Below are 13,417 nucleotides of genomic sequence, written 5' to 3'. Positions count from 1 at the left end.
TTGCACAGACCGCCCGGCTTGTGCCCCATACAATTCTGCCATTGACCCTGCAAAGCCATCGGCTAACCGTGACGCCAAGCAGGAGCCCGCCATGATCCAGACCTCCCCCAAATCCAGCATCTTCACGCCGATCCTGATCGCAGGCTGCGCGGTGCTGCTGCTGAACTTCGCCATCCGCGCCAGTTTCGGGGTGTTCCAGATTCCTATCGCCGCCGAATTCAACTGGCCGCGCGCCGAGTTCTCGATGGCCATCGCGATCCAGAACCTTGCTTGGGGCGTAGGTCAGCCGATCTTTGGCGCATTGGCAGAACGCTTTGGCGACCGCCGCGCCATCATCGCGGGTGCAATCCTCTACGCCCTCGGCTTGGTGCTCTCCAGCTTCGCCGTCACCCCCGGTCAGATGCAACTGCTTGAAATCTTGGTGGGTTTTGGCATCGCAGGAACCGGCTTTGGCGTGATCCTTGCGATTGTTGGCCGCGCCGCCAAGCCGGAAAACCGCTCGCTCGCTTTGGGCATCGCCACTGCCGCAGGCTCGGCTGGGCAAGTGTTCGGCGCGCCCGCCGCGCAAATACTGCTGCAATACTACCACTGGCAAGCGGTCTTCGTGATCTTCGCGGTGGTGATCCTGTGCACCCTGTTCGCGCTGCCATTCCTGCGCTCGCCCACCTTGGCCACCAAGGCCGAGCTTGATGAATCCCTCGGCACCGTGCTGAAACGCGCCTTCAAAGACCCGTCCTTCACGATGATCTTCGTCGGCTTCTTTTCCTGCGGCTATCAGTTGGGTTTCATCACCGCGCATTTTCCGGCATTTGTCACCGAGATGTGCGGCGCGATTGACCCCTCGGGCCTGCTGGCGGATATCGGCATCACCACCACCTCGATCCTAGGTGCAATCGCAATTTCGGTGATCGGGCTGGCGAACATCGCGGGCAGCATCCTGGCGGGCTGGATGGGCAAGCGCTATACCAAAAAATACCTGCTGTCGGGCATCTATGTCGCCCGCACCGTGGCCTCGGCTTTGTTCATCCTGCTACCGATGACCCCCGCCACCGTGCTGATCTTCTCGCTGGTGATGGGCAGCCTGTGGCTGGCGACCGTGCCGCTAACCTCTGGCCTTGTCGCGCATATCTACGGGTTGCGCTACATGGGGACGCTCTATGGTGTGGTGTTCTTCTCGCACCAAGTCGGCAGCTTCCTTGGCGTCTGGCTGGGTGGCAAGTTGTATGACGTGACCGGAGATTACAGCACCGTCTGGTGGATCGGCGTTGGCGTCGGCGCATTCTCGGCCATCGTGCATCTGCCAATCCGCGAGAAACCCTTGCTGGCGCAGCCCGCCTGAACCGATAGGATCCCCCATGCGCGTCGGAATTGCTGCCCTTGTGCTGGCCTATGTGCTCAGCCAATTCTACCGCGCCTTTCTGGCGGTGCTTTCGCCTGTCTTGGCTGCGGATATTGGAGCGACAGCCGAGAACCTCGCCTCGGCCTCGGGCCTGTGGTTTCTCGCCTTCGCGCTGATGCAGATCCCGGTGGGTGAGGCGCTGGACCGGATCGGCCCCCGCCTGACCACCGCCGGATTGCTGGCGATGGGCGGCATCGGCGCTGCGGTGTTTGCGATGGCGACCGGGCCGGGGGCGATCAACGTGGCGATGGTGCTGATCGGGATGGGCTGCGCGCCGGTGCTGATGGCGGCCTATTACATCTTCGCCCGCAGCTTTTCGCCCGCCGTCTTCGGCACCCTTGCGGGCGTGGTGATCGGCATCGGTTCGCTGGGTAACATCGCGGCCTCGCTGCCGTTGTCGCTGGCGGTCGAGGCTATTGGCTGGCGTGGGGCAATGTGGACGCTGTGTATCGTCACCTTCGTAACCGCCGCCGCGATCTGGCTGCTGGTGCGCGACCCGGAGCGTGTGATCCACACCTCTAAAGGCTCGTTGCTCGATCTGCTGCGGATGCCCGCGCTGTGGCCGATCCTGATCATGATGGCCGCCTGCTATGCCCCGGCCGCTGGCCTGCGCGGGCTTTGGGCTGGCCCCTATCTGACCGATGTGTTCCAGGCCGATGCCGAGCGGATCGGTTTTGTGACGCTGATCATGGGTCTGGCCATGGTGGCAGGCAACTTCGCCTATGGCCCGCTGGATCGGATCCTGGGCAGTCGCAAGTGGTTGGTTTTTGGCGGCAACGCCTTGGCCGTCGCCTGCCTGCTCGGCCTCTATGCCCACCCCGGCGGGCCGGGCATCATGCCCGTCGTCCTACTTGCCGGCGTTGGCTTTTTCGGAGCCTCGTTCCCGATGGTGATGGCGCATGGCCGCGCCTTTTTGCCGCCGCATCTGATTGGGCGTGGGGTGACACTGATCAACCTGTTCGGCATTGGCGCGGCGGGCATCATGCAAATTCTGACCGGGCGTTTGCACCACGCCCTGACCCCCAGCGCCACGGTGATCAACAGCGCCCCGCCCAGCACGCCCTATGCCGCGCTGTTTGCCTTCTACGCCGCCCTGCTGACCGCCGGGTTGGTGGTATATCTGCTGTCGAAAGACCGCACCGACTGACCCGCCCGCGTTTTACGCTTCCCCCGCGCCGCCCCATGCGCTAACAGGCCTCGTCTTTGATGGTCACTGACAGAATTTAGGAGAACCCCGATGGGCTATAAGGTCGTCGTCGCGGGTGCCACGGGTAACGTGGGCCGCGAAATGCTGAACATCCTCGCCGAGCGCGAGTTCCCGATTGACGAGATTGCCGCTTTGGCATCGCGTAAATCGCTGGGCACTGAAATCAGCTTTGGCGACAAGACCGTTAAGACTAAGGATCTCGAGACTTTCGATTTCACCGGCTGGGACATCGCTTTGTTCGCCGTGGGCTCGGATGCGACCAAAATTTACGCCCCGAAAGCCGCTGCGGCTGGCTGCGTGGTGATCGACAACTCGTCGCTCTATCGCTACGACCCCGCCGTGCCGCTGATCGTGCCAGAGGTGAACGCGGATGCGATTGCGGGTTATACCAACAAGATGATCATCGCCAACCCGAACTGCTCGACAGCGCAGATGGTGGTGGCTCTGAAGCCTTTGCATGACCGCGCGCGGATCAAGCGCGTGGTTGTCTCGACCTATCAATCGGTGTCGGGCGCGGGCAAAGAGGGCATTGACGAGCTGTGGGACCAGACCAAGGGCCTCTACGTCCCCGGTCAGGAAGTGCGGCCTTCAAAGTTCACCAAGCAAATCGCGTTCAACGTGATCCCGCATATTGATGTGTTCCTCGATGATGGCTCCACCAAAGAAGAGTGGAAGATGGTCGCCGAGACCAAGAAGATCCTCGACAAGAATATCAAAGTCACCGCGACCTGCGTGCGGGTTCCGGTGTTTGTGGGGCATTCGGAATCGATCAACATCGAGTTCGAAGAGTTCCTTGATGAACATGAAGCCCGCGATATTCTGCGCGAGTCTCCCGGCATCATGGTGATCGATAAGCGCGAAGATGGCGGCTACATCACCCCGATCGAATGTGTGGGCGATTATGCGACCTATATCAGCCGCATCCGGCAGGACAGCACGATTGATAACGGCATCAATCTGTGGTGCGTCTCGGATAACCTGCGCAAGGGGGCTGCTTTGAATGCGGTTCAGATCGCGGAATTGCTGGGCAGTCGGCATCTGAAAAAGGGCTGATCGGGCCCGCACTGAGATTTGAAAAGCCCTGCCTTTTGGCGGGGCTTTTTGTTGGTCCCAACTCGGGACCATTGTTTTCATTGCCAGAATCCGAACGGTTTTCGTTAAGGTTAACGATAGCTGAACGATTTCAAGCCGCGACACCTGCTTTCAGGCCATCGTAAACGGCTTCCTCGGCGGTGCGCGGGGCGAGGCAATCGCCGATTTGCGTCACCGCAATGCCCAAGGCCTGCAACTCTGCCGCCAAGCCATCGACCGGGATATGACCGAGGCTGAGAACCAACGTATCGACGCCGGAAACCTCCATCGCTTCGCCGCTGGGGGTGTGTTGCAGGTAAACCGTATCCTCGGCGGTGCCGAACAGGCGGGCGTAGGGGCGCACGTCGATGCGCAGGCGGTGCAGATCGGCGGCCATCGTGTCGCGCACATAAAGCGGCAGGCTTTCGCCGGGGTGCAGGCCGTTCACCGCCAAAGTCACCTGCGCGCCATCGCGGGCGGCCATTTCGGCAATCCCCGGTGCTATCCAATCGCAGCGCCAATCGGCGACGACAACCCGCGCGCCCAGTTTGACCTCACGCCGCAACACCTGCCACGCAGTGACGATCTGTATCTGCCCATCGGTCGGCAAATCTGGCACATGCGGACGCGCGCCAGTGGCGAGAATGACGGAATCCGGTGCCTCGGACTGAACGAGACCCGCTGTCACCGTCACGCCGCGCCGCACCTTGACCTGCGCCAGTTCCATTTCACGGGAAAGGTTGGTGACAATCCCGCCAAACTCCGCCCGTTTCGGCAGCAGTTGCGCCAGCAAGGCCTGCCCGCCAAGCTGGCTGGCGGCCTCATACACCGTCACGTCATGGCCGCGTTTGGCGGCGGTGATCGCGGCTTTCATCCCGGCAGGGCCGCCACCCACCACCATGATCTTCTTGCGCTTTAAGGCAGGTATCAGATTGCCATAAGTCAGTTCCCGGCCCGTTTCGGGATGCTGAATACAGGAAATCGGCAGGCCGCGATGAAAATGGCCGATGCAAGCCTGATTGCAGGCGATGCAGGCGCGAATATCTTCCACAGCCCCAACTTTGGCTTTGGCAGGCATCTTGGGATCACAAATCAGTGCCCGCGTCATGCCGCACACATCCGCCTTGCCCGAGGCGATAATTGCCTCGGCTTCCTGCGGCTGGTTGATCCGCCCCGCAACGAACACCGGGATTTTCAACGCCTTACGGAAGGTGCTGGCATCGGCGGCGAAATAGCCCGCCGCAAAGGCCATCGGGGCCGCGATATGCACCGCGCCACCGATCGAGGCCGAAGTGCCCGTGGTGACGTTGACGAAATCCAGGCCGGATTCGAGGGCTTTGCAGGCCGCCAATGCTTCGGGGATGGTCAGACCTTCATCATCGCGTTCGCCTGCAGAAATGCGCAGGCCGATGATGAAATCCTCATCGGTGGCGGCGCGGATGGCGGTCAGCACGCGGGCAAGGAAGTGCTGGCGGTTGCTGTCGTTGCCGCCGAAAGCGTCGGTGCGCAGGTTGGTGCGGGGATTGAGGAATTGCGCGGGCAGATAGCCGTGCGAGGCGACAACCTCTACCCCGTCAAAGCCCGCTTGGTGCAGGCGGTGGGCGGCAGAGGCATAGCCTGCGATGATTTCTTCAATCATTGCAAGGCTTAACGGGCGCGGCATCACATGGAAGCGTTCATTCGGCACGGCTGACGGCGCATAGGCGACGGCCAGCAGACCATCGGCGCTTTCCATGATTTCCCGCCCCGGATGGAACAGTTGTGACAGGATCGTAGCACCCTCGGCGTGGACGGCTTGCGCAAGTTCGGTATATCCGGGGATGCAGGCGTCGGTGGTCGCCATCAGCAAATGCGAGGTGTAGCGCGCGGTTTCATGCACGCCCGCGACCTGGGTGATGATCAGGCCGACGCCACCCTTGGCGCGGGCGCGGTGGTAGGCAATCAGGGCGGGATTGACGGTGCCATCGGTCGGCATCGTGGTGTCATGCCCGGTCGACATGATGCGGTTTTTCAGCTGCGTGCGGCGCAGGGTCAGTGGAGTGAACAAATGGGGAAAGCTGGTCATGGCGGCCTCGGCGTTGCTGGGCCTTGGATAACAGGTCAGTAAAAAAATGGAAGATATTTTTACTATGGGCAAAACTTGTTGCGATTATTGTGCAGCTGCGGCATGGTTTAGCGATGGATGAAGTGAACGATCCCGCAGGTTTCTTGGGCGAGCGCATCCGTGGATTGCGCAAGCGGCGGGGGCTGACTTTGGCGCAGCTGGCCGACGCCGCGGGGCTGTCGCTGGGCTATATCAGCCAGCTGGAGCGCAATCTGGCCTCCCCCTCTATCCCAGCTTTGGTGAATATCGCCAAGGGCTTGGGGGTGACGGTGCAGTGGTTCTTTGCCGGGGAAGCCCCGGTGCCAGATGATGAGCGCGGCTATGTGATCCGGCGCAACAATCGGCTGAGCTTGCGTTATGCGGGCGGCATTGTGGATGAATTGCTGACGCCAAAGCTGAGTTTGCAGGTCGAGATGATTTACTCGCGGATGCCAGCGGGCACCGAAAGCGAGCAATCCTACACCCATGAGGGTGATGAGGTGGGATTCGTGCTGCAAGGTCAGTTGGAATTTTGGATCGGCGCGCGGCATTTCCTGCTGCAAGCGGGGGATACCTGTAGCTATTCCTCGGCCGAGCCGCATCGCTATCGCAATCCGGGGCCAGAGGAGGCGGTGGTGCTGTGGGCGATCAGCCCGCCGAGTTTTTAGCGGCGGGGGTGGCCCCTTGGTTGAGCTTTCGGGCGGCGATCAGCTTTCCTCGGCAATCGCTTCGGCCAGATCATTGGCCTCTTCGCAATTTCCGCACAGGCCTTGCAGGGTTTGCAGATTGGCCTTTGCGGCATCGGATTGGCCAAGCTGAAGATACATCTCGCCCTGATATTCCAGCGCGCCAAGATGGCCGGGGTTGAGTTTCAGTGCGGTCGAATACGAGACCGCCGCCACATCCATATTGCCCAGCTTGCGGTTGGCAAAGCCGCGCAGGTTCCAGGCATCGGCGTTGTCGGGCTGGTCAGTGGTCAACTGATCCAAAAGCGGCAGTGCGCCCGCATAATCTGCGGCGGCGATCTTGGCCTTGGCCTCGGTATAGGCCGGGTCGGAGTCGGCGGTGGGCTCGCTGCCTGCGGCCTGCGCCGGGTCAAGCGCCATGGCCAGCAGACCAAACAGGCCGATCAGAACATAAGACAGGATATGGGGCATTCTGGCTTCTCCTCATGGGTGCGATCACGCTAACCGATGTGACAGATGTGCGATATCAAGCCTGTGTGACAAGGCAAAATCATGCCAAGCGTTCAGAAATCAGCACCTGACGGATCGAGGTTGCGGTTTTATCGACGATCTCGGTCAGTTCGGCATCTGTGCAGTTATAGGGCGGGGCGAGGATGACGATATCGCCGTTCGTGCCATCGACATTGCCGCTGACCGGATAGCAGATCAGGCCGTTCTGCATCGCCTGCGCGCGGATTTTCAGCGCCAGTTGGCGGGAGGCCTCGAACGGGCGTTTGGAGGCGCGATCCGCCACCAGTTCGGTACAGATGAAATGGCCCCGACCACGAATATCGCCGATGGCGTCGAGGTCGCCCATAGCATCGGCCAGCCAGCTTTTCAGGCGGGATTCGTTGGCGGCCACGCGGGCGAGCAGGCCCTCGCGCGCGACGATATTTTGCACCGCGACCCCGGCGGCGCAGGCGGCGGTGTGGCCGGTGAAAGTGTGACCGGTGCCGAAAGCGCCATCTTTTGCGCGGATGGCCTCCCAGACTGCGGTGGTGCAGATCGCGGCCCCTAGGGGCATGTAGCCACCTGCGAGGCCCTTGGCGACGGACATGATGTCAGGTTCAACCCCGTCAAGTTGCAAGGCGCGCCACGGTCCGGTGCGGCCCGCGCCACACATCACTTCGTCGGCGATCATCAAGACGCCGTATTTGCTGCAAATCTCGCGGACGCGCTGGGCGTAGCCGTCAGGAGCGGGGACGCAGCCGCCTGCGGCACCGACCACGGGTTCAAATATGAAGGCGGCGATGGTCTCGGGGCCGTGGGTGAGGATGGCGGCTTCCAACTCTGCCGCGCAGGCCTCTCCGGCGGTTTCTGGTGTGGCCCCGGCGATGGGGCGATAGGCGTTGGCGGGGGAGAGTTTGATTGAGGGGATGAACGCGCCCTCATAAGCGGCGGTGCGTTCGGCAAAGCCTGAGACGCCCAAGGCTCCGAGGGTGTTGCCGTGCCACGAGCGTTCGCGGCTGATGAAACGGCGGCGGGATTTCTGGCCGATGGCGGTTTGGTATTGCAGGGCGATCTTCAGGCAGCTTTCCACGGCCTCTGAGCCGCCCGTCACATAGACCATCTCGCGTAGGGTGCTGCCGGTGTGGCCCCGGATAATCTCGGTCAACTCCTCCAGCGCGTCGGTGCTGAAGTTATAGCGGTAGCCATGGGCGATCTGGCCGAGTTGCGCGGTGATGGCGGCGTTAACCTCGGGGTGGGCATGGCCGAGGCAATAGACGGCGGGGCCGCCCGAGCCGTCAATGTACTGCTTGCCCGAGGCATCCCACAGATAGCTGCCGCGGCCGTGGGTGACTTTTGGCAAAGCGGTGGTGGCGGTGAGGGCGGCAGGCTTTAGGGTGGCGGGTTTTGCGGTCATGGCTTGGGCCTTTTGATTTTGGCCAGCATGGCAGGGCGCAGAATTGCCGACAAGGGGTGGCACGGGGACTTGCTTGATGGGGCGGCTGCGGCCTAACCTCTGCCCAGATTTGGGGGGATTTTTCATGCGCTATTTTATCGGGTTGGCTTGGGCTTTGGGCATCGCGGCGGGGCCTGCGATGGCGGATCAGATCGTGGTCGGCAGCCATATCACGGCGGTCACGGTCTATCCGCAGGGCGCGCAGGTGACGCGCGAGGTGGAATTCACGGCACCTGCCGGGGCGAGTGAATTGCTGATCACCGACCTGCCCGCCGACACACAAGCAGAGTTGATCCGGTTGCAAGCGACCGGCGCGGTGCTGGGCGCGTTTTCCCTGCGCACAGATCGATTGCCGCCGCGCGATGATTCCACCGACCCGGATGTGGTGGCCGCGAAAGCGGCGGTTGAGGCTGCGGAAGTGGGGGTGCGGGCGGCGCAAGCTGGGGTGGATGCGATCAGCGCATCGGTTGAAGCGGCAGAGGCGCAGGCCGATTTTCTGCGCCGGGTGAAGCCGGAAGGCGCTGCGGTGACGGTGGATGGCGTCAAGGCTTTGACTGCCATGATTGGCGCTGAGGTGTTGGCGGCGCGGCAAGCGGCTTTGACGGCTGGGCTTGGACTGCCAGCGGCGCAGAAAGCGGTGGAGGATGCGCAGAAGCTGCTGACCGATGCGCAGGCCAGCCAACAGGCGCTGTCGCAGGGCGCGGCAGATTATACCGGGCTGTCGGTGGCGGTGACGGCGGATACGGCGGGAACGGCGCATCTGGTGGTGACGCATTACGTCTCGGAAGCCAGTTGGCAGCCGGTCTATGACATGATGCTGACCCGCAAAGACCCGAAGCTGAGCATCGCGCGTGGGGTGCTGGTTAGCCAATATTCCGGAGAGGATTGGAAAGCGGTGGATCTGACGCTTTCGACCGCGCAGCCCTCGGCGCAGGCAGAGCCGTCGACGGTGTGGCCAGAATTGCGGCGGGTGGTTGATCCGGTCGAGATGGCGAAATCAGACGCGATGGCGGGTGGCGAGATGGGGGCTTTAGCAGAGCCCGTGATGGAAGCTGCGGTGGTAGGTGCGCCGATGATCCAAGGCGATGTGGTGGTTTATAACTACCCGGCGAAGGTCGATGTGGCAGGCGGGGTCGAGAACCTGCGGCTGGCCTTGGATGAAATTACGCTGGTGCCGACGATCAAGGCTTGGGCGGTGCCGCGTTATGATCAGACGGCGTTTGTGATGGCGAAGTTTGTCAATGACAGCGGCGAGATTTTGCTGCCCGGACAGGCGTTCTTGCTGCGCGAAGGCGTGCTGGTGGGGGCGACCTCGATAGGCGTGGTGGCGCCGGGGGATGAGGCGGAGATTGCTTTTGGAGCGATTGAGGGGATTCGGTTGAAGCGGGAGATGCCGCTGCGGGCTGAGGGGGATCGCGGGATTTTGTCCAACTCGACGCAGGTCGAGGAGAAGGCGGTGTTGCAGGTGGAGAACCTGACAGCGGAAAGCTGGCCGGTGCGGTTGGTGGATGGGGTGCCCTATTCCGAGCAAGAGGAATTGGAGATCAGCTATACCGCCGATCCGGCGCCCTCTGAGGTCGATGTGGACGGCCAGCGCGGGGTGTTGGCTTGGGAGTTTGAGTTGGGGGCGGGCGAGAAGAAGGCTGTGCAACTGGATCATGTGATCAGCTGGCCGGAGGGGAAAGAGTTGCAGTAAGGCGCGGTCCACGCGTGGACAGAATTTTGCGTGAATGATTACAGGGGGTTAATGATTGGCATTAACCCCCTGTTCATATTTGACGCTTCGGGGTGTTGCTTGCGCTTGGGGAAGCCTCCGGCGGGAGTATTTGGCAAAGAGCAAATACTGGGCGGTTCCGGCTGGGGCGGCGGGCTCAGAACAGCTTTGCGGTGTGCGCTTTCAGGTCTTCTTGCGCCAGACGATAGGGGCCGGGGCCGAAGCTGGCGCGGGCGGCTCCGGCGCGGGCGGCGGTGGGCAGCGAGGTCAGGCTGCCGAGCATCATCACGTTGACGGGCAGGCTGGAGGCTTGGCAGATTTCGGTGATCAGGCCCTCGTCGCCAAGGCCGGGGATGAAGAAACCGTCGGCCCCGGCGGCTGCATAGGCGGTTTGGCGGGTGAGGGCTTCGGCGACAAGGGCGGCTTGGTTGGTTTGGGTTTTCAGGAACAGATCGGTGCGGGCGTTAATGAACAGCGGGATGCCGGATTGGTCGGCGGCTTGGCGGATGGCTTTGATGCGTTGCACTTGGTCGGCGATGGGGTGCAGGGCTTGGCCGCCGACGATCTGGTCTTCAAAATTGATGCCAATGGCTCCGGTGGCGATGACGCGGGTGACGTTGGCGGCAAGCTGGGTGGCGTCGGTGGCATAGCCGCCCTCGAAATCGACGCTGACGGGCAGGTCGGTGCTGGCAGTGATGCGGGCGATGATTTGCAGGGCGAAATCGAGCGGCAGGGCTTCGCCGTCACCATAGCCTTGCGCGGCGGCAACCGACCAGCTTCCGGTGGCAAGGGCTTGCGCGCCTGCGTGGGCGACGGTTTTGGCGCTGCCTGCATCCCAGATGTTATACAGCACCAGCGGATTGCCGGGGATGTGCAAGGCTTTGAAGTGGCGGGCTTTATCGGCTTGTGACATGGGCTGTGGCCTTTGTTGCGGAGGTGTATTGGCGTTCGATTTCCAGCAGGCGCTGTTTGCGCCAGAGCCCGCCGCCGTAGCCGGTCAGCGCACCGTCCGCGCCGATGACGCGATGGCAGGGCACCATCAGCGCGATCTGGTTGGCCCCATTGGCGCGGGCAACGGCGCGGGGGGCCTCGGGGCGATCCAAGCTTTGCGCGATGGCGCTGTAGCTGCGGGTTTCACCTGCCGGGATGCGGGCGAGTTCGGCCCAGACGGCGCGGGCAAAGCTGCTGCCGTGTTGGTGCAGCGGGGTTTGGAAGCGGGCGGACTGGCCGTTGAAATAGGCGGCAAGCTCGGCTGTGGCTTGGTCGGTGATCTGGGTGCGGCCGATGCCGATGCTGGTGTTGCTGGCTTTGCGCAGGGCTTGCAGCTCGGTCGGCAGGGCGGTGCGGTCGATGAATTCCAGCAGGTGCAGGTGGGTGGTCGAGGCGACGGCGATCATGTCGCCCAAGGGGGTGGCGATCCAGGAGGCGCGCAGCAGGCCGTCGGTGGCCAGTGCGCTGGGCGGGCAGCCGAGCAGGCGGGCGAAGGCGGTGCGAAAGGCGCTGGGCGAGGAAAACCCGGCGTCGTGTTGGGCGGTGATGACTTTGCCCGAGGCGAGCGTGGTGAAGCCGTCGCGCAGGCGGCGTTGGCGGGCCATGTCGAGGAAGGTCATGCCGAACTGGCGCTTGAAACTGCGGCGGATGGTGGAGGGATCGAAGCCCATGCGGGTGATGTCGGGTTCGGACCATCGGTAGTCTGGGCGGGCGTCGAGGGCGTGCAGCAGGGTGGTGATGGCGGGGTCGGCGCTGGCTGCGGCTTGCAAGGGGTGGCAGCGTTTGCAGGCGCGAAAGCCCGCTTGCAGGCAGGCGGCTATCGTGGGGTGAAAGCTGCAGTTGCGCGCCAAGGGCTTGCGGGCAGGGCAGGTCAGGCGGCAGAAGATGCCGGTGGAGGCGACGCAAACATAGGCCTGCCCGTCATAGCGGGCGTCGCGCGCCAATAGGGCGGCGTAGAGGGTGTCGTGGTCTGGAAGATCGAACAGCATGGCGGCAGGATAGCAGGCTCGCGCGCGGGGTGGCGTCGAAAATCGGGCGTCTATTGCAGATTGTTTATCCTGCCGGGCGGGTCAGCAGGGTTTCGCGCAGCCAGCCGTCTTGGAATTCGACCCGGTCGCAATCGGTGAAGGCGGCCCAGCGGCTGAGTTCGGATTCCAGTTTGGCTGCGCGGCCTTGGCCCAGTTTCACCCCGGCTTCGGGCCAGAACGCTTTGACGCGCAGGGAGCGGTCGTCGCGGAAAGATTTGCAGTCGATGCGGCCAATCAGGCGGCTGCCTTCCAGCACCGGGAAGACGTAATAACCGTATTGGCGTTTGGGTTCGGGGACGAAGACTTCGATGCGGTAGTAGAAGCCGAACAGAAATTCGGCGCGGTTGCGGTCGCGTAGGGCGGGGTCGAACGGCGACAGGAGGCGCAGGCGGGTGGTGGGGTCTGGCGCGTTTTCGGCGGCGGTCAGCACATCGGGGCGGGCATAGCTGCGTTGGCGCTGGCCGGTGGCGCCTTCGATTTCAATCTCGATGATCTCACCGCGCGCGAGGGCGGCTTTCAGCCAAGCCTTGACCTCATCGGGTTTCAAGGCGTGCCAGTAGGCGCGCAGCTCGGTGGCGTTGGCGAAGCCGAGGTTGTCGAGGGCCGAGGTGCAGGCCCAGTGGGTTGTGGTTTCCAGATCGGGGGCGGTGCGATGGGGTTCGGGGATCACCCGTTCGGTCAGGTCATAGATTTTCTGGAAACCGTTGCGGCCTGCGATGGCAAGTTGCCCGGTGCGCCACAGCCATTCCAGCGCGGTTTTCGATGGGTGCCAATCCCACCAGCCGCCTTTGCCGCGTGTCTCACCCTCGCCGACGTCTGAGGTGGTGACGGGGCCATGATCTTGGATGCGGCGCAGGATGGTGTCGAACTGCGCCTCATAGCCATCGCGGAACCACGACTTCCAGTTGCTGTGCAGCCGTTCGGTGTCGCGGGCAAAGCGGTGGTGCCAGTGGCTGTGCAGATGCACGGGCAGGATCGAGGCGTCATGCGTCCAGTGTTCAAAGAGGGCGCGGTCGCGTTCCAGCAGGGATTTCAGCGCGGCGGGTTTGTAGCTTTGGCGGCGGGAAAACAGGATCATGTGATGCGCGCGCGCGACGGTGTTGATGCTGTCGACCTGCACGAAACCAATGCGGTGAATGAGGTCGGCGAGGGCCTGACCGGTGGCTGGCCCGGTGGGGGCCTCGGCCAGTGCGTGGCGGTGCAGGAACAGGCGGCGGGCAGCGGGGTTTGTCAAAAGCGGCAGCATGGCGCTAGGGGTAGCAGGCCTGCCGGAGAGGTCAACAGCGACGTTTTTTAT

General features: G+C 62.9%; 11 protein-coding genes. 5 read left to right on the top strand and 6 right to left on the bottom strand.

Annotated features, from left to right (window positions below; translation table 11 throughout):
• Window positions 1–91: 91 nt before the first annotated feature.
• The 3 genes from U1A24_RS00770 to U1A24_RS00760 all read left to right on the top strand — a co-directional run bounded on the left by U1A24_RS00770 (window position 92) and on the right by U1A24_RS00760 (window position 3,659).
• Window positions 92–1,339: an MFS transporter gene (locus tag U1A24_RS00770; RefSeq protein ID WP_322320081.1), complete on the top strand. Its 1,248-nt coding sequence runs from the start codon at window positions 92–94 to the stop codon at window positions 1,337–1,339.
• Window positions 1,340–1,355: 16 nt separating this feature from the next.
• Window positions 1,356–2,546, top strand: coding sequence for an MFS transporter (locus tag U1A24_RS00765; RefSeq protein WP_322320080.1), 1,191 nt, complete (start codon window positions 1,356–1,358; stop codon window positions 2,544–2,546).
• A gap of 90 nt (window positions 2,547–2,636) precedes the next feature.
• Window positions 2,637–3,659, top strand: coding sequence for an aspartate-semialdehyde dehydrogenase (locus tag U1A24_RS00760; RefSeq protein ID WP_322320079.1), 1,023 nt, complete (start codon window positions 2,637–2,639; stop codon window positions 3,657–3,659).
• 130 nt (window positions 3,660–3,789) lie between these two features.
• On the opposite strand, the gene U1A24_RS00755 is transcribed toward U1A24_RS00760, so the two are convergent.
• Window positions 3,790–5,742 carry an FAD-dependent oxidoreductase gene (locus tag U1A24_RS00755; RefSeq protein ID WP_322320078.1) on the bottom strand — a complete coding sequence of 651 codons (1,953 nt, stop codon included), beginning with the start codon at window positions 5,740–5,742 and terminating at the stop codon, window positions 3,790–3,792.
• A 113-nt stretch (window positions 5,743–5,855) separates the two neighbouring features.
• Between U1A24_RS00755 and U1A24_RS00750 the strand changes: the two genes are divergently transcribed.
• Window positions 5,856–6,428: a helix-turn-helix domain-containing protein gene (locus tag U1A24_RS00750; protein WP_322320077.1), complete on the top strand. Its 573-nt coding sequence runs from the start codon at window positions 5,856–5,858 to the stop codon at window positions 6,426–6,428.
• Window positions 6,429–6,467: 39 nt separating this feature from the next.
• Here the strand turns inward: U1A24_RS00750 and U1A24_RS00745 are convergent, their stop codons facing one another.
• A complete protein-coding gene (locus U1A24_RS00745) occupies window positions 6,468–6,917 on the bottom strand; it encodes a tetratricopeptide repeat protein (RefSeq protein WP_322320076.1) in 450 nt (149 codons plus the stop codon).
• Between the two features lie 79 nt (window positions 6,918–6,996).
• Window positions 6,997–8,349, bottom strand: coding sequence for an aspartate aminotransferase family protein (locus U1A24_RS00740; RefSeq protein ID WP_322320075.1), 1,353 nt, complete (start codon window positions 8,347–8,349; stop codon window positions 6,997–6,999).
• Window positions 8,350–8,473: 124 nt separating this feature from the next.
• Between U1A24_RS00740 and U1A24_RS00735 the strand changes: the two genes are divergently transcribed.
• Complete coding sequence (locus tag U1A24_RS00735) at window positions 8,474–10,084, top strand: DUF4139 domain-containing protein (RefSeq protein ID WP_322320074.1); 1,611 nt, start codon at window positions 8,474–8,476, stop codon at window positions 10,082–10,084.
• Between the two features lie 175 nt (window positions 10,085–10,259).
• On the opposite strand, the gene U1A24_RS00730 is transcribed toward U1A24_RS00735, so the two are convergent.
• The 3 genes from U1A24_RS00730 to U1A24_RS00720 form a co-directional block, all read right to left on the bottom strand.
• On the bottom strand, window positions 10,260–11,015 hold the full coding sequence (locus U1A24_RS00730) for an isocitrate lyase/phosphoenolpyruvate mutase family protein (RefSeq protein WP_322320073.1): 756 nt from the start codon (window positions 11,013–11,015) through the stop codon (window positions 10,260–10,262).
• Window positions 10,999–12,081, bottom strand: coding sequence for a trifunctional transcriptional activator/DNA repair protein Ada/methylated-DNA--[protein]-cysteine S-methyltransferase (locus U1A24_RS00725; RefSeq protein ID WP_322320072.1), 1,083 nt, complete (start codon window positions 12,079–12,081; stop codon window positions 10,999–11,001). Before U1A24_RS00725 ends, U1A24_RS00730 begins: the two co-directional genes overlap by 17 nt.
• Before the next feature lie 64 nt (window positions 12,082–12,145).
• Entirely contained in the window at window positions 12,146–13,366 is a 1,221-nt protein-coding gene (locus U1A24_RS00720; protein WP_322320071.1) for a winged helix-turn-helix domain-containing protein, read from the bottom strand.
• Window positions 13,367–13,417 lie beyond the last annotated feature (51 nt).

The organism is Cypionkella sp., from assembly GCF_034376685.1.
Taxonomy (GTDB): Bacteria; Pseudomonadota; Alphaproteobacteria; order Rhodobacterales; family Rhodobacteraceae; genus Cypionkella.
Note: the sequence above shows the minus strand (reverse complement) of the source record. Positions and strands in the feature narration are given on the sequence as shown.

What these genes read in the sequence shown, in the direction of transcription:
- U1A24_RS00725 (WP_322320072.1), bottom strand. Translation starts at nt 12,081, where the DNA reads ATGCTGTTCGATCTTCCAGACCACGACACCCTCTACGCCGCCCTATTG.
- U1A24_RS00755 (WP_322320078.1), bottom strand. Translation starts at nt 5,742, where the DNA reads ATGACCAGCTTTCCCCATTTGTTCACTCCACTGACCCTGCGCCGCACG.
- U1A24_RS00740 (WP_322320075.1), bottom strand. Translation starts at nt 8,349, where the DNA reads ATGACCGCAAAACCCGCCACCCTAAAGCCTGCCGCCCTCACCGCCACC.
- U1A24_RS00765 (WP_322320080.1), top strand. Translation starts at nt 1,356, where the DNA reads ATGCGCGTCGGAATTGCTGCCCTTGTGCTGGCCTATGTGCTCAGCCAA.
- U1A24_RS00745 (WP_322320076.1), bottom strand. Translation starts at nt 6,917, where the DNA reads ATGCCCCATATCCTGTCTTATGTTCTGATCGGCCTGTTTGGTCTGCTG.
- U1A24_RS00760 (WP_322320079.1), top strand. Translation starts at nt 2,637, where the DNA reads ATGGGCTATAAGGTCGTCGTCGCGGGTGCCACGGGTAACGTGGGCCGC.
- U1A24_RS00735 (WP_322320074.1), top strand. Translation starts at nt 8,474, where the DNA reads ATGCGCTATTTTATCGGGTTGGCTTGGGCTTTGGGCATCGCGGCGGGG.
- U1A24_RS00720 (WP_322320071.1), bottom strand. Translation starts at nt 13,366, where the DNA reads ATGCTGCCGCTTTTGACAAACCCCGCTGCCCGCCGCCTGTTCCTGCAC.
- U1A24_RS00750 (WP_322320077.1), top strand. Translation starts at nt 5,856, where the DNA reads ATGGATGAAGTGAACGATCCCGCAGGTTTCTTGGGCGAGCGCATCCGT.
- U1A24_RS00730 (WP_322320073.1), bottom strand. Translation starts at nt 11,015, where the DNA reads ATGTCACAAGCCGATAAAGCCCGCCACTTCAAAGCCTTGCACATCCCC.
- U1A24_RS00770 (WP_322320081.1), top strand. Translation starts at nt 92, where the DNA reads ATGATCCAGACCTCCCCCAAATCCAGCATCTTCACGCCGATCCTGATC.